Annotated in this window: 14 protein-coding genes and 1 pseudogene; 11 read left to right on the top strand and 4 right to left on the bottom strand. The window is 41.6% G+C overall.

Features of this window, described 5'->3' with window-relative positions; all coding sequences use genetic code 11:
- The first annotated feature begins 23 nt into the window (after nt 1–23).
- The 3 genes from dctP to VB083_RS06800 all read left to right on the top strand — a co-directional run bounded on the left by dctP (nt 24) and on the right by VB083_RS06800 (nt 3,233).
- Nucleotides 24–1,031: a TRAP transporter substrate-binding protein DctP gene (gene dctP, locus VB083_RS06810; RefSeq protein WP_307879629.1), complete on the top strand. Its 1,008-nt coding sequence runs from the start codon at nt 24–26 to the stop codon at nt 1,029–1,031.
- 158 nt (nt 1,032–1,189) lie between these two features.
- Nucleotides 1,190–2,275: an NAD/NADP-dependent octopine/nopaline dehydrogenase family protein gene (locus VB083_RS06805; RefSeq protein WP_213692206.1), complete on the top strand. Its 1,086-nt coding sequence runs from the start codon at nt 1,190–1,192 to the stop codon at nt 2,273–2,275.
- Between the two features lie 88 nt (nt 2,276–2,363).
- Nucleotides 2,364–3,233 (top strand): DMT family transporter, encoded by an 870-nt coding sequence (locus tag VB083_RS06800; RefSeq protein ID WP_323401890.1) that lies wholly within the window; start codon nt 2,364–2,366, stop codon nt 3,231–3,233.
- A gap of 47 nt (nt 3,234–3,280) precedes the next feature.
- Here the strand turns inward: VB083_RS06800 and VB083_RS06795 are convergent, their stop codons facing one another.
- A complete protein-coding gene (locus VB083_RS06795) occupies nt 3,281–4,486 on the bottom strand; it encodes a M20 metallopeptidase family protein (RefSeq protein WP_213692205.1) in 1,206 nt (401 codons plus the stop codon).
- Nucleotides 4,487–4,490: 4 nt separating this feature from the next.
- Nucleotides 4,491–5,894, bottom strand: a complete 1,404-nt coding sequence (locus VB083_RS06790; protein WP_307879627.1) for a YfcC family protein — start codon at nt 5,892–5,894, stop codon at nt 4,491–4,493.
- A 310-nt stretch (nt 5,895–6,204) separates the two neighbouring features.
- On the opposite strand from VB083_RS06790, the pseudogene VB083_RS06785 reads away from it, so the two are divergent.
- Nucleotides 6,205–6,771 (top strand): annotated as a pseudogene (locus VB083_RS06785) (peptide-methionine (S)-S-oxide reductase); the annotation flags it as partial.
- Here VB083_RS06785 and VB083_RS06780 read toward each other — a convergent pair.
- The gene (locus VB083_RS06780; protein WP_323401889.1) at nt 6,768–7,181 is read right to left on the bottom strand and encodes a PaaI family thioesterase; all 414 of its coding nucleotides are present in this window, start codon (nt 7,179–7,181) and stop codon (nt 6,768–6,770) included. The pseudogene VB083_RS06785 and the gene VB083_RS06780 sit on opposite strands and share 4 nt — an antisense overlap.
- Nucleotides 7,182–7,310: 129 nt before the next feature.
- Here VB083_RS06780 and VB083_RS06775 point away from each other — a divergent pair, with 129 nt between their 5' ends.
- From VB083_RS06775 to VB083_RS06760, 4 genes are all read left to right on the top strand, one after another.
- Nucleotides 7,311–8,426: an MGDG synthase family glycosyltransferase gene (locus tag VB083_RS06775; RefSeq protein WP_213692203.1), complete on the top strand. Its 1,116-nt coding sequence runs from the start codon at nt 7,311–7,313 to the stop codon at nt 8,424–8,426.
- Nucleotides 8,427–8,549: 123 nt separating this feature from the next.
- On the top strand, nt 8,550–9,674 hold the full coding sequence (locus VB083_RS06770) for an iron ABC transporter substrate-binding protein (RefSeq protein ID WP_213699449.1): 1,125 nt from the start codon (nt 8,550–8,552) through the stop codon (nt 9,672–9,674).
- Between the two features lie 9 nt (nt 9,675–9,683).
- Entirely contained in the window at nt 9,684–10,754 is a 1,071-nt protein-coding gene (locus VB083_RS06765; protein ID WP_307879625.1) for a FecCD family ABC transporter permease, read from the top strand.
- Nucleotides 10,751–11,506 (top strand): ABC transporter ATP-binding protein, encoded by a 756-nt coding sequence (locus VB083_RS06760; protein WP_213692200.1) that lies wholly within the window; start codon nt 10,751–10,753, stop codon nt 11,504–11,506. The genes VB083_RS06765 and VB083_RS06760 overlap by 4 nt, the downstream gene beginning before the upstream one ends.
- On the opposite strand, the gene VB083_RS06755 is transcribed toward VB083_RS06760, so the two are convergent.
- The gene (locus VB083_RS06755; protein WP_307879623.1) at nt 11,507–12,124 is read right to left on the bottom strand and encodes an FmdE family protein; all 618 of its coding nucleotides are present in this window, start codon (nt 12,122–12,124) and stop codon (nt 11,507–11,509) included.
- A gap of 183 nt (nt 12,125–12,307) precedes the next feature.
- On the opposite strand from VB083_RS06755, the gene VB083_RS06750 reads away from it, so the two are divergent.
- The 3 genes from VB083_RS06750 to VB083_RS06740 all read left to right on the top strand — a co-directional run bounded on the left by VB083_RS06750 (nt 12,308) and on the right by VB083_RS06740 (nt 15,159).
- Nucleotides 12,308–13,411 carry an NCS2 family permease gene (locus VB083_RS06750; RefSeq protein ID WP_213692198.1) on the top strand — a complete coding sequence of 368 codons (1,104 nt, stop codon included), beginning with the start codon at nt 12,308–12,310 and terminating at the stop codon, nt 13,409–13,411.
- Nucleotides 13,412–13,418: 7 nt separating this feature from the next.
- Nucleotides 13,419–13,961 carry a phosphoribosyltransferase family protein gene (locus VB083_RS06745; protein WP_213692197.1) on the top strand — a complete coding sequence of 181 codons (543 nt, stop codon included), beginning with the start codon at nt 13,419–13,421 and terminating at the stop codon, nt 13,959–13,961.
- A 70-nt stretch (nt 13,962–14,031) separates the two neighbouring features.
- On the top strand, nt 14,032–15,159 hold the full coding sequence (locus VB083_RS06740) for a VIT1/CCC1 transporter family protein (RefSeq protein ID WP_213692196.1): 1,128 nt from the start codon (nt 14,032–14,034) through the stop codon (nt 15,157–15,159).
- Nucleotides 15,160–15,172 lie beyond the last annotated feature (13 nt).

Raw genomic sequence — 15,172 nt, 5'->3', positions numbered from 1 at the left:
AAATTTGGAGGAGGCGATATGCAGTGAAGAAACTTGTAATGTCTTTGACCATTTTTGCAATGATTTTTGCAATGGCGACAGCAAGTGTTGCAGCGAACAAACCCAAGTATGTCTGGAAATTATCTCACGTACGTCCCCAGGGGACGGCTATTGATAATGACCTTCATTGGTTTGCTGATAAGGTTTTCGAAGATTCCAATGGGCGTATAAAAATTGAAATCTATCCGGCTAGCCAGCTTGGTGACTATACCGTTGTACACGAGCGCGTAGGAGTTGGCGCTATAGAGATGGCTTGTCAGCCACCTGGAGTAGCCGCAGACAAGAGAATTCAGATTCTTAATCTTCCCTACCTTGTAAAGAACTGGGAAGGCGCAAAGAAAAATTACGCAACAGGAAGTCCTCTTATGAATGTAGCTGCAGAGCTCTTTGCAAAACAGGATATTCAATATCTTGCTGCCTATCCGGTTTATTTTGGCGGTATAGCTTTAAAAGCAGATCCAGTTTCACCTGGTGATCCTAACGTTAAAAAGGGGATAAAAGTTCGTGTCCCGCCGTTGAAATCATTCCAGCTTCTTGCCAATGTTCAGGGGTATCAAGCTACTCCTATTCCTTTCTCTGAAGCTTTTACAGCTATTCAGACAGGCATTGTGGATGGTGTTATTGGTTCAGGTGCGGAAGGATACTATGCAAACTTTAGAGATGTTATTAAGTATTATTTGCCTATGAACACTCATTTTGAGCAATGGTACCTTTACATGAATATGGAGCTTTTCAGCAAGCTTAACGATGAGGATAAAAAGGTTGTTCGTGATGCTGCCGCTGAGTTTGAAGCAAAGAGAGCTATTCAGGCAGAAAAAGATCAGGCTGCTAACGAGAAAAAACTTGAAGATTATGGCATTAAGATTGTTCGTCCTACAGATGAAGAACTTTCTGTCATAGCTGAAAAAGTTCAGGCTGAAGCCTGGCCCGAAATAATGAAAGATCTTGGAGAAGAGTGGGCCCAGGAAGTAGTTGACTCGATAATACAGTAAGTTCTGATATACGCAGTTACAGTAGGTCGGGCACAGATTCCTACTGTAACTGCGACAAGAATAAGGTAATGAAGCTTCTTCTTTTTTTGAAACTGATCAAATATAGGATGTTATGAAATTAGGATAATTTTTTAAATTCATTATAGGGGGAAATCCAAATGAAATTTACTATTCTTGGAAGTGGCAACGGCGCCAGAGCGTGGTGTGCTCAAATAGCAGCCAAAGGGTATCCTGTCGTCATGTGGGAACCCCTTGAAGCAACAGAAGACTATCTCAAATTGAGAGAAGAAAAAGAGATGTTCCTTGAAGGTGATATACAGGTAGGTGGCAAGTTGGCAGGAGTAACCATGGATATCAAAGAGGCTATGGATGGTGCCGATTATATCCTTGTTATTGTTCCATCTTTTGCCCATGAGCCTATTTTTAGAAAGATGATTCCTTATCTTGAAGATGGTCAGAATGTGATTGTTGTTCCTGGCAACTTTAGTGGTTTGCGTCTTAAAAAAATGATGAAAGAAGCTGGAGTCGAAAAGAAAATATCTATCTCAGAGACAGCTTCAATGCCATATGCCTGCAGAATTGATACATATAATACGGTCATGGTTTACAAAAAAAAGTTTCAAATGAAAATGGGAACTTCTCCTCAATCTATGAATGCCGAAATGCTTGATGTAATGAATGATGTATTCAAGGGATATGTAGAATATCTTCCGGCCCAAAACCTTCTTGAAATAGATTTTGATAACATAAACTATACACTTCACCCATTTCCAGTTCTTTTCAATTATGGGGAAATTGAAAAAAATGGTAAGACTTACAGACATTATATGGACGGAATAACCCCATCTATCTCTGAAAAAATGAAAGAGCTAGATGATGAACGAATGGCTATTGGTGCAAAGTTAGGTCTTAACTTACAAACGTGCCTTTCTCAGTTGAAGATGTATTACGGTCAAAATGATTCCCAATCTATTTACGAGTATGTAAATAGTGAAGATACACCTTATAGAGATTTGGTAGGCCAAAATGTAAAAGGAAGATATTTAACTGAAGATGTTCCTGGCGTCTTGGTTCCAATAAGCCTTTTTGCAAATAAAGCTGGAATGGAAACTCCTGTTTCAGATCTAGCTATCCGTATGACTTCTTTCCTTCATGGCACGGATTATATTGAAAAGGGAACGACTCCCGAATCCCTTGGAGTAGCAAATCTGTCAATTGATGAGATTATAAAGCTAATATCATAGCAATCTGAGAGGAACTCTTTTTATCAACATTTTCAATTGTTGATAAAAAGAGTTCCTTTTATTTTTTATAAGTAGAGGAGTTTTGTCTGTGAAGAAGCAGAATTTCTTGGCCTTTATTGCTTTAGCATTACCAATTCTCTTCTGGGGATCAGCCTTTCCTAGTATACGATATGCTCTTTCTGGATATACTCCCATGGAGATAGCAACATTACGCTTTATTATTGCCTCGCTGTTACTTGTTATTTACTCTAAGATAAAGAAATTCGGTCTTCCTGAAATACGAGACCTGCCGATGATTTTATTCTTTTCACTGACGGGTGTGGTGCTCTATCATCTTCCTCTCAATACAGGAGCAAAGACTGTTACTGCAGGGACAATAAGCCTATTAAATGCCACTGCACCTGTATTTACAGCCATTCTTTCTTTTTTTATTGTAAGGGAAAAGATGAGGGGAAAGGGTTGGGTAGGTATTTCCATCAGTTTTTTAGGAGCTGGAATTCTTGCTTTCAATATTGGGGGAGGTATTTCTTTCTCATTTGGTGCTCTCTGGATACTCTTTGCTGCTTTTTCAGAAAGCTTTTATTTCATATATCAGAAAAAACTTCTTTCCAAATACGGAGCCCTTCCTTTAACTACATATGTTATATGGTTTGGAGCATTGATGATGCTTCCGTTTAGTGGAAACTTGTTTGAGAGTGTTATTTCTGCTTCAATCTCTTCTTCATGTGCAGTTTTGTATTTAGGAATTTTCCCAACAGCTATTGCCTATGTATTATGGGCCTATGATTTATGCAAATTTCCTGCTTCCAGGGTTGCAAGCTTGCTTTATCTTTCGCCTGTCATAGCAATTTCCTTAGGATGGTTTTGGTTAGGAGAAAATCCTTCCGTTCTTTCTCTTGTTGGAGGAGCATTGGCTATTGGCGGGGTTGCTTGTGTTCAAAGAGCAAAATATGAATAGAGGAACGACGCTTTTAAATTGAATAAGGAGCTTCGTTCCTCTATTTTTTATAACTTTTTCGAACAGGAATTGAGATAATTGAATGCCAGAATGGCTTCAAAAGCAGATCCTGCGGAAAGAACATCTTCATCTACCATAAAACGAGGATGATGATGAGGGTACGTAAAGCCTTTTTCTTTATTCCCAATACCGAGAAAGAAAAACGCTCCCGGAACTTTGTCCAGATAGTAGCTAAAGTCCTCTCCCCCCATGGTAGGTTGAGTTTCCATCACATTCTTTTCTCCGAAAACCAGCGTAGCAGCCTTTACCCCAAAACGTGTCATCTCAGGATCGTTAACTGTTGGAGGCAGATTCCTCTCATATATGAATTCTGCTTTGCAGCGTAACGCGGCGCAACAATGTTCTGCTACTCGTTCAAGACTACCAGCCATGGCTTCTCTGACTTCAGGTTCGAAGGCTCGAGCTGTTCCTATAAGAGATACATAATCTGGAATGACATTAAAGGCATTCCCGGCTTTCATTTCTCCGACAGAAACAACGGCTGTTTTAAGAGGATCCAGTTCTCTGCTTACAAATGACTGGGCCATTGCGATAAAATGAGCAGCTGCAATCGTAGGGTCATTTGTTTGATGAGGAGAAGCCCCGTGTCCGCCTTTTCCTCGTATGGTTAGTTTCCAACGATCGGAACAGGCCATAATAGAACCTTCCTTCCATGCAAGAACGCCGCTGGGGGTAGGTTGCCATACATGTAAACCGAAAATTGCGTCTACTCCGTCTAAAGCATGTTCATCAATAACGGCTCGTGCTCCTTGAATGTAATCGGCCGATTCTTCTGAAGGCTGAAAGATGAGCTTTACTTTACCAGGAAGTTCTTCTCGAATTTCGGAAAGTAGCTGAGCAGCTCCTAAAAGGATAGCTATATGTGCATCATGACCGCAGGCATGCATAACGCCTTCGTTTTTTGAAGCGAAGGAGAGCCCTGTCTTTTCAGTTATAGGCAACGCGTCTATGTCAGCTCGCAGTGCAACACAGAGTCCGGAATGATCACTGTTAAGTTCAGCTACGACTCCGGTGGGTCTACCGGCAGTGCCAATGTGAATATGCTCATATCCCATAGACGTGAGTAAAGAAGCAATATACTTACTTGTCTCTTCCTCTTTGAAGGAAAGTTCAGGCCAGGCGTGAAGGTGACGACGCCATTCAATAATATTTTTTTCTATTTCCTTGGCCCGATATATCAATTTTTCTTTCATTTCTTTACGCTGGCCCCCAATTAATGAGAACAGCAATGGTCAAGAATATCCAGCTTGCCAACAAGATTTTGATAATGAGAGGGAAGCAGAATCGGAACCATCTATCAAAAGGAACCCGAGCTAATGCAAGCATAGCAAGGAGACCACCGACTGTTGGGAAAATAAGATTCATAATTCCATCTCCAACCTGGAAGGCCATAATAGCTGTCTGACGAGTCATACCAATGAGATCGCTGAGAGGAATCATAATAGGCATTGTCGCCATAGCCTGACCACTTCCAGAAGGAATGAAGAAGTTGATTACGCTATGAACAAGTGTCATGAGGATAGCTGAAAGAATTGTAGGAAGATGCTGTAATGGGGAAGCAAGTGCATTAACGATCGTGTCACTGACGTGTCCCATATCAAGAAGCACCTGAATTCCTCGCGCTACACCTATGACGAGCGCTCCTCCTGCTATATTCCCTGCTCCCTGAATCATCTTATTAATAATATCGCTAGGAGACATTTTTGCGAAAAGACCAGCTGCTATGGCAATCATTATAAAGATAGCTGACATTTCATTGATGTACCATTTCCATTTAAAAACGCCGTAGAGTATAATGCCAAGGCCGATAAGGAAGCTTGTAAGCACTAATTTATCCGACTTTTTCAAGTGATACTCTTCAATAGGATGAGTAAGTCGAAGGCCTTCAGTACTAATATCGGCGACAAGGCTTTGACTTGGATCGTCGAGAATACGAGCCATGTAGCGACAAGTGTGATGAGCAGTAATAGCTACAGCTGTAAAACAGAAAAGAGATCGCAAACCGGCGCCAGAGAACATGGGAAGCTGGGCGATCATGTCTGATGTACCAATTGTATAAGGGTTGATTGGGGATGTAGCAAACCCCATGCCTATTCCAGCAACAGCCATACCAGCGCCGACCATCAAGTCACCGCCAAGAGCAATAGCTACGAAAACAGCGATAGGAACAAGAGCGATATTATTTTCAAAACCTACTGTTGCACCCAAAAAGCCGAAAATAAGAGTAACAATCCAGATAAGTTTCTTGTAGCTCTCTGCTCCAAGTTTTTTAACCGTAACACCAACACCGTTTTCAAGAGCGCCTGTAGATTCGAGAACATTGAAAAGGGCTCCTGATATAAAGGTAATAAAGATAATGCTCGATGAAGCGATCATCCCGAGGGGTATTGCTTTAAAAAGATCGAAGAAGCTGACTGGTGATTGAGCAATATAATGAAATGTTCCAGGAACAACGGCCATACGTCCGGCAATTTTAGTTCTTTCAAATTCACCGGCAGGCACAAGATATGTCATAATGCCAGCTAAAACAACGATAAAGAAGAGAAGGATGTAGGGATGAGGAATGCGTTCATACCATTTCTTTTTTGTCGATATCTCCACTTTGTTTACCACCTTTCATGAAAAAATTAAGTTTGAAAATGCCTGACCATAAACCTACAATTTGATGGCCCCTTTCTCTGCTACTTTTTGCAATTTTGTCATATTACACTTCTAAAGGAATAAATGCAATGCCAAAAATTAATAGTGTTGTGCTTGGCGCAGAGATTAACAAAATATAGTTTATTTAGTGTATTATAGTGAAAATAGGGATGGGGGGTAGGCCTAGGTAGCTATAAAGGAGGCCGATAAAATGGGAGTCTTGAATGTATTGGCTTGGGCTGTTTTTGCTTTAGGGTGATTTTGGGGGCCAGATGCCCAGTTTGGGATCCTTCCAGGTGTCGTAAGTACACGCGTGGGATATACCGGTGGAACGACATTGAATCCTACATATCACAATATTGGAGATCATACAGAAAGTATTCAGGTCGAGTATGATCCTGAACAAATTTCGTATGAACATTTGCTTGATGTGTTTTCCCAAGGACACGATCCCACACGCATGTTTTTTTCAAGACAATATATGTCTGCTATTTTTTATGCGAACGAGAAACAACAAAAGGCTGCCTTAGCTTGGAAAGAGAGAATAGAAAAAGAAACAGGACGATCTGTCAAAACGCAGATTCTTCCCTTACAAACTTTTTATTTAGCTGAAGCATATCATCAGAAATACTGGCTCAGGCTCAACCGAGAGCTTTTTCGTGAATATGAGCATCGTTATTCCTCTCTTGAGGAATTTCTTAAGTCAACCGCTGTCTCGAGAGTCAATGGCTACCTTGGTGGATATGGAACTATTGAAACATTTGATAAAGAGCTTTCCTCGTTAGAACTTTCAGAAGAGGGACAAAGACGATTAAGAAATATTGTGCTCAGTCGTTAGATTTTTAATATAAACAAGGCAGATGCTGTTGCCAATATCTTTTCATCGCAATCTTTGACCAGCGCAGATGTGCATATCTTTTTTCCTCGTGCTGTCTCTATTTTCCCTTGAAAAGTATAGGTCTCACCTACTTTCACTGGCATTTTATATCGTATTTCGAACGTGGCAGTCACCGCCCAGCTCCCAATTTCTTTTTTTATAGCCCATGCCATAGAGTCATCGAAAATCGAGGCAATTATTCCACCATGCACAACCCCCTCATACCCGCAATGAGAAATATCGGGGGTAAAGGAAATAACGGTATTATGTCTTTCTTCATCCCAATAAATTTCAAGCATTAGCGAACGAGGGTTTGTGCCGCTTGTATCACAAACGAAACAACCGTGTGATCCTTCTAATTTTTCAAGCATATGTACTCAACTCCTCACTATTAAAACCAGTGTTTTTACAGAAAACACGTTGTAGAGAAACGATATAATAATACACAAAAGTTATTTTTATTCACTAAGAGGTTGTATTAAACAAGGAGGTTGAAAACTGTGAGACCGGTTCATCTGGTTTATGTATCGGCCGGCAGTGGACACAGAACGGCGGCTAGGGCTATTCAAGAAGAACTTGATAGTCGGAAGGTGCCAAATGTAGTTATGGATTTACTTGATTTTTCAAGTGATCTTTTTAAATGGTCATATAGCGATGTTTATGCTTTTGTGAGTGAACACGCCCATATCGCTTGTAAAGTCATGTATGAATTAACCGATCAGGATCGGGAAGAGAGTGCCGTTCTTCGGTTACTTGAGAAAATCAATATGGAAAACGTTAAGAAATTCATGCGTTATCTTACAGAAAATCAACCCGATGTTTGTGTGGGTACGCACTTTTTTCCTCTCACGGTACTTTCTTATATGAGAGAACAAGGTATGTATGATGGGAAAATTTATGGAGTGGTGACAGATTATGGCCTTCATAGAATGTGGGTGAATGAAGGTGTTGATACATATTTTGTCGGAGGAGATATTGTAAAAAAAGAGCTTATAGGGGCCGGAATTCCTGAAAATAAAATTATAATTTCCGGTATTCCCGTAATGAAGAAATACGCAGATTGCTTTAATACTTTTACTGGTAAAAAATTACCGCAAACGCCATTTTCCCTTCTGTTTGTTGCAAGCAGTGTGCCTAATTCTATCGTTTTGGATATTGTTGAAGGATTGATTGAAACGGGATTGCATCTTTCTCTTACCCTCGTTGCTGGTCGAAATGAAGATCTTATTGATCAGTTGAAACGCCGACAGATTCCAGAAAGGCTTCATTGCAAACTTCTTGGGTTTGTCAATAATCTGGATCATTATATGAAGGAAGCCGACCTTATGATTACTAAGCCGGGAGGTCTTACCGTGAGTGAAGCTTTTTGCGTCGGCGTTCCCATGCTCATGATTAATCCTATTCCGAAGCAGGAAATAAATAATGCCCGGTATATCGAATCGTGTGGAGCGGGAATTTGGGCGAGGTCAGCTGCTGATGTTGTGCATCATGTGAGGGAGTTACATACAGCTCATAATCGTCTTTTTGAGTTGCGCTGTGAGACACGGAAATTAGCCTCTCCTCAGGCTGCCAAGATGATTGCCGATACTGTTCTGCTTTCTTTGAATAACCATTAGCAGGTTGCATTGAAAAGGGGAAATAACACCCCAGAGATGATTTTGCTCTTTCACCCTATATGTGCTACGATTTACAAAGTTCGTGCTATCATTTAGCTTTTTTATGAAGAAGGGGTGTTATTTATGAAGTGGCGCAAGACGTTGTGTAGTATGCTTCTCTTTTGTATAGTAATTTTCCCTCTCCAAGGAATGGCTTCCGAAAAAAGTGACACATTGCAGATTATTACTGACGGAACCGGGCAGCAAATTGAGGTTCCGAGTTCAATTCAACATGTTGTCTGTTCTGGTTCTGGATGTCTCAGACTTCTTACATATTTGCAGGCGCAAGATCTCGTAGTTGCTGTGGAAGATAATGAAAAAAGAAAAGATTTCGGACCGCGCCCTTACGCTTTAGCTAATCCTCAATTTAGAGATATGCCTCTTATGGGAGAGTTTCGAGGTAATGCCCATCCCGAACTTATTCTTGGTTTAAGTCCCTTGCCTGAGGTAATCTTTAAAACCTATCCTGATGCTGGCATTCCGGCTCGGGTTTTACAAGAAAAGACGGGTATTCCCGTTGTTGGACTAAATTATGGTAATCTGGCACATTTGCGTGAAGACCTCTATGCTTCTTTACGTATTATGGGCAAAATTGTAGATCGTGCCGATCGGGCTGAAGCGATTATTGAATATTTTGAAAAGAGTATTGCTGACCTGGAGCAAAGAACACAAAATATTGCCGATTCCGAACGGAAAACATGTTATGTCGGTGGAGTTGCTTCTCGGGGTGCTCATGGATTTAGGTCGACAGAATTGGCCTATCCTCCTTTTATCTTTACCAAAGCACGCCATGTAGCTTCTCCAGATCACGGTGTTTCCAATAAAAATACTCACGCCGATATTGCGCGAGAAAAGCTTCTTGAATGGGACCCCGATATCATTTTCGTTGATCTCTCTACTCTGAACGGCGGTGAGCAGACAAATGCAGTGTGGGAATTAAAAAATGACCCCGTCTACAAAGAGCTTCGGGCTGTAAAGAGCGGAAATGTGTACGGCGTTCTTCCATATAATTGGTACACTCAAAATTTCGGTTCCATACTTGCTGATGCATATTTTGTAGGAAAGATTCTTTATCCTGACCATTTTGAAGATATTGATCCAGCACAAAAGGCTGATGAAATATATACATTTCTTGTAGGAAAAGGTGTTTTTGAAGAGATAAACGCTCTCTTTAGCCACATGGCATTCAAAAAAATTCCGTTAAAGTAGGGACAAATCGTGCATTTGGAAGAAGGAACACTTTCACCAGTCTATAAAGAATATCAGGTTAAAAAAAGGTTATGGCTTGGTATGGGGCTTGTCTTACTGGCGGTAACGGTGGTTATGTCAATTTCGTTAGGGGCCGTTCGTATTCCTCCGATGGATGTTCTTGCTACACTCACAGGAAGAGGAGAAATGAGCAAGTGGCGATTGATTATTTGGAACGTCCGTCTTCCACAGACATTAGCTGCTCTTGTTGCAGGTGCGGCCCTTTCTGTTGCTGGTGTCGTAATGCAATCTATTTTGCGAAATCCTTTGGGATCTCCCTTTACCTTAGGTATTTCAAATGCAGCGGCTTTTGGAGCAGCACTTTCTGTTATGGTTCTTGGGGCAGGGAAAATGCATAGTAGTCAAGCAGATGCTATTGCTATTTTTAGCCCCTTCGCTGCTACTGGAGCCGCTTTTTTATCGAGCTTGATAGCTACGGGAATTATTATTTTGCTTTCAAGAATGAGGGGAGCTTCACCTGAATCAATGGCTTTGACAGGAGTGGCCCTTGCCTCGCTTTTTACGGCAGCTACAATGTTATTGCAGTATTTTGCTGATGATGCCCAGCTGGCGGCTATGGTTTTTTGGACCTTTGGAGATGTGGCCAGGGCAGGATGGAAAGAACTCCGGATTATGAGCCTTTTTATCGGTATAGTGCTCATTTATTTCTTTATTCATCGATGGGATTACAACGCTATTGATGCAGGGGAAGAGGCCGCATTGGGGCTGGGAGTTCAGGTGCAGCGAATTCGTCTTATGGGAATGCTCTGTGCTTCCCTTGTCTCGGCCGTAATAGTTGCCTTCGTAGGTGTTATAGGTTTCGTCGGTCTCGTATGTCCACATATGGTTCGATTGATTATCGGTGATGACCATCGATTTCTTATTCCAGGAACTGCTATTTTCGGTGCCCTTCTTCTTTTGGGAGCTGATACGGCTGCAAGGCTTATTCTCGCTCCTCGTATCCTTCCTGTTTCTGTGCTGACGTCTTTCTTGGGAGCTCCTCTTTTTATCTGGCTTGTTCTGAGGAGGGGCCGTTCATGATTCTTTCGGTTGAGGATCTCCATTTTGCTTATGGGCAACATCTTATTTTAAAAGATATATCGTTGTCTGTAGGAAGACAGGAGATGGTAATGATCCTTGGACCTAACGGATCTGGAAAAACAACGCTTCTTCGTTGTTTAAATGGTATTAATCGACCTCAAAAAGGAACTATTCATTTAGAAAAGAAAAATATGCTTCATATGTCGGGACGAGACATTGCCAGGCGTATTGGATATGTTCCTCAAAGTTGCGAAAAAGTTCGTCTGACGGCTTTTGATGCTATTCTCCTTGGCCGTCGGCCGTACGTTGGGTGGCGTCTTGCAGAGAGTGACATCAAAAAGGTTGATGCAATTATTCACACTCTCGGTCTTGATGACCTCGCTCTTCGCTATCTTGATGAAATGAGCGGTGGAGAACTGCAAAAGGTAACGATTGCCAGGGCTTTGGTGCAAGAGCCCCAGATTTTATTGCTTGACGAGCCCATCAGCAGTCTTGATGTACGAAATCAGATTGAAATTATGGAAACCTTAAAGCATATAATTCAAGGACATGGTCTTTCGGCAGTGATGTCAATTCATGATCTTACAATGGCTTTGAGATATGGAGATCGCTTTATTTTTATGAAAAAGGGAGAAATTCGCTACGTTTTAGGTAAAAAAGAAATTTCTCCCTCTGTTATTGCCGATATTTACGATATTGACGTGGATATTGAATTTATTCATGGAACTCCAGTTATTATCCCTGCATGGTGATTATGGACGAGGTACGATTTTTTCGAAACAGGGAAGGCAGTAGCTATTTCCTTGAAAAAATCGTGCCTTTGTTTCCATAACGCTTTCTCCGCAAAGAGCACATGTAAGACTTCCTGTCATTGGAGCGTGAGCAGGAACAGGTTCTCGTACTTCTTTTATTTCGAAAAGTTCGTCGATGGGCATTGTCATGATCGCGTTACATCGTTCTTTTCTAAGTTCTTCAAAGTGAAGACGTTCTTCTTCTGTAATAGTGTTCATGTTGACTTTTTTTTGAAGTTCCCGATAGTCGGAGCTGCCTGTTCCCTTTCCGGAATCTTTTTTTAAAACGAGACGAATCGCTTTTCCATCTTTCCTTCTGTAAAAAGAAAAGGCCATCTTCCCATATGGTCGGACAATAAGATTCCCTTTCCCCAGAGTACATCCCGTAAGGAATTGGACGGCGTCTATTCCGCACATATCAGTTTCACACAAAGCGACCATCTCTTCGTCAGAACTGTGCCCAATTTGAGAAAGGGCAATCTGGGCAGCTCGTATTCCGATAGCCAGACCAGGACACCAGTGTCCGTGAAAGGAGATAATCTGTTCAAGATTTTCGGATGTTATGGTCGGTAGAGTCATGCTTTGCCTCCTTTTTCGTGCTACTAATTTTTAAAATCATAACACTATTATATCTTAAACAATAAATAGGGGAAAAGCTGAATATTGCCTTTATACCTTTACAAAAAACACTTTTTGGGTAAAAATGTTTGCGTTCGGGGTCCCCCGGAAGTTGAACTCTTATACAAGGAGAACGTGATCATTATGCTTACCAATATTCTTACAGCTCTAGCTGTTGTAGTAAACGGAATTCCTCAAGGATTACTCGCTTTAAGTTTTGGTTTTGCCGCTTTTCCTACGGCAATCGCTTTTATCATAGGTATTGCAGGTTCCCTTACATTTAATTCTGTCGCAACAATTTCCTTTCAGGCAGAGACGATTACCCTGGCTGGAACTATGGGACGTAACGTTAAAGAACGTTTAAGCCTCGTTTTCTGGGGTGCAGCCTTTCTTATAATTCCTTCAGTTCTGGGTTTGAATGAAGCCATTGTGCAATTTATTGGCCCCACCATCGTTTCATCTATGATGGCCGGTGTCGGCATTATGTTGGCCTATGTCGCTGTTGAACTTCTGAACTCTGAGCGTTGGTCCGGAACAGCGTCAATGATATCAGGCTTTGCCGTTTGGCTTATAACGAAAGACCTGGCCTGGACGATTATTATTTCAGTTCTTGTTTCCACAGCTATATATAACTATCTTCGAGTCAGCAAAAAAGTAGCCCTTGAAGAGGTAAAGGTCGACCTTTCACGTGAACGCTTCCATTTTGGAAATATCGAGTGGCAAATTTGGAAACACCCTCGAATCCTAGTTGGTGGACTTGCCCTTGCCTGTCTCAACATAGGAGCTAATATCAGTTTTGGAAAAATTACGGGCAATATTGCGGGAGTTAACACCAACATTGATCACCTTGCTATTTACTCCAGCTTGGCGGATATGGGCTCGTCTCTTTTTGGCGGTGGACCTGTAGAGGCTATTATTTCCGGAACGGCAACAGCCCCCAATCCCATTCTTGCCTCCGTTATTATGATGGCTCTTATGGCGTTGATTCTGCTTCTCAAACTTCTTCCTGTCATTGGACGATATGTGCACCGTTCTTCCATTGCCGGTTTCCTTTTTATTCTTGGAACTTTCGTTACTTTTGCAACAAATATCCAGGGAGCTATTGTTTCTGCACCTGAATTTGCTGGGCCTTTTGGCTTTGGCCCATGGGGTATGGTCATTGCAGCGACAACCCTTGTCTCTGCCCGTTGGAACCCCTTCTTCGGCTTGCTTGCAGGATTAGCGATCAAATTTTTCTTCGGAGTGTGATGATAAAGTGAAAGACATTTACGAATTACATCTTTCTGGCTTGACCAGAAATTTAAAAAAAGTACGTGTTGCAGATGATCTTGTTATTGCTTCTTTTGTTATGCTTGGCGATACTGAACTTATAGAACGAACAGCTGAAGACTTGTATCGAAAATTGCCGGAAGGCGTAGATTACCTTGTTTGTCCCGAGGCAAAGGGTATTCCTTTAACTCATGCTATAGCCAGACGTTTAGGTATAAATTATGTTATTGTCCGCAAGTCAGTTAAGGGATATATGGAGAATCCTGTTATTGAGAAAGTACAGTCTATAACCACTAGGGAACCACAGGTTATCGTTCTTGATGGACTTGATGCAGCGAAACTTGAAAATAAAAAAGTTTGCATTGTAGACGATGTTGTTTCTACTGGCGGATCATTAAAGGCACTTGAAAACCTTCTCTCTCATGTCAATTGCACAGTTGTGGCTAAGGTGGCTGTATTACTCGAAGAGGGTGGCTACGATGGGAAAGATGTAATTTATCTCGAAAAATTACCCGTTTTTAAAGAATAATCTTTTTCTCTTTTCTCTCCAGAATGTACAATGGAAGCGTCTTTTTATGTACTGGAAGGAGAGGAAAAAATTGACAGCATCAGATGATCTTAAACGATATAAACGAAATCTTTTAGAAGAACTAGAAGCAGCAGAACTTTACGATATAATGACTCTCCATGAAAAAAATGAGTCTTTAGCAGATATTTATAAACGCTTAGCAGAAACTGAACGGAGCCACGCTGCCAAATGGGTGAAAAAAATAGAAGAATCCGGCGGCGTGGTTCCCGTATTCAAAAAAGGATGGCGTTTACGCACATATACCTTTCTTTCTAAAGTATTGGGCACCTCTTTTATTCTTCCCTCTGTAGCAGCTATAGAAAGTAAAGCCGGTTCATCATATTCAGAGCAGAACGATCCACTTGCCCAATCCATGGCTGCTCAGGAGCGATCTCACTCTCGAATTTTCCGTGTTTTATCTAAAGAAGGTAAAGGTCTTGAAGGTGGGGCAGTAGCCCGCCTTGAAGGTCGCCACCCGGCAACAGGAGGCAATGCTCTGCGTGCTGCCGTACTTGGAGCGAATGATGGTCTCGTCTCTAATTTAAGCCTTGTTATGGGGGTTGCTGGTGCAGAAATGAGTGCTCATACTATTCTCATAACAGGTTTGGCAGGCCTTTTAGCAGGAGCTATTTCCATGGCTTTAGGTGAATGGCTCTCTGTTCAGAGTTCCAGAGAACTTTATGAGAATCAGATTGGTATTGAACAGGAAGAACTTGAAGAGAGTCCTGAAGAAGAAATGGAAGAGTTGGCTCTTATCTATCAGGCCAAAGGTATTGCTCCAGAAAAAGCCCGTCAAATGGCACATCATATGATTTCTGATCCTAATACAGCTCTCGACACTCTTGCTCGCGAAGAACTTGGTATAGATCCCGACGAACTTGGCGGTTCCGCATGGGAGGCAGCTTTAACATCCTTTTTCTTGTTTTCTATAGGGGCGATATTTCCCGTTTTTCCCTTCTTTTTTCTTGAAGGAACCGCTGCTATTATATTGAGCGCTCTATTAAGTACCATTGGCCTTTTCCTTATTGGTGCCGGTATTACTCTTGTTACAGGTAAGAGCCTTCTTTTCTCTGGATTGCGCCAGATTTTCTTTGGGCTTAGTGCTGCTGGCGTTACCTATGTTATAGGAAGGCTCATAGGAGTAAGTTTGGGAGGATAGAAGGGAGGAAGAT

The sequence above is a fragment of the Aminobacterium sp. genome (assembly GCF_034926885.1).
Classification (GTDB): domain Bacteria; phylum Synergistota; class Synergistia; order Synergistales; family Aminobacteriaceae; genus Aminobacterium.
This window is presented reverse-complemented; position numbering and strand designations above follow the sequence as displayed.

Excerpts from the sequence above, each read along its gene's own strand:
- VB083_RS06805 (WP_213692206.1), top strand. The coding sequence starts at position 1,190 with ATGAAATTTACTATTCTTGGAAGTGGCAACGGCGCCAGAGCGTGGTGT.
- VB083_RS06795 (WP_213692205.1), bottom strand. The coding sequence starts at position 4,486 with ATGAAAGAAAAATTGATATATCGGGCCAAGGAAATAGAAAAAAATATT.
- VB083_RS06780 (WP_323401889.1), bottom strand. The coding sequence starts at position 7,181 with ATGCTTGAAAAATTAGAAGGATCACACGGTTGTTTCGTTTGTGATACA.
- VB083_RS06770 (WP_213699449.1), top strand. The coding sequence starts at position 8,550 with ATGAAGTGGCGCAAGACGTTGTGTAGTATGCTTCTCTTTTGTATAGTA.
- VB083_RS06760 (WP_213692200.1), top strand. The coding sequence starts at position 10,751 with ATGATTCTTTCGGTTGAGGATCTCCATTTTGCTTATGGGCAACATCTT.
- VB083_RS06755 (WP_307879623.1), bottom strand. The coding sequence starts at position 12,124 with ATGACTCTACCGACCATAACATCCGAAAATCTTGAACAGATTATCTCC.
- VB083_RS06750 (WP_213692198.1), top strand. The coding sequence starts at position 12,308 with ATGCTTACCAATATTCTTACAGCTCTAGCTGTTGTAGTAAACGGAATT.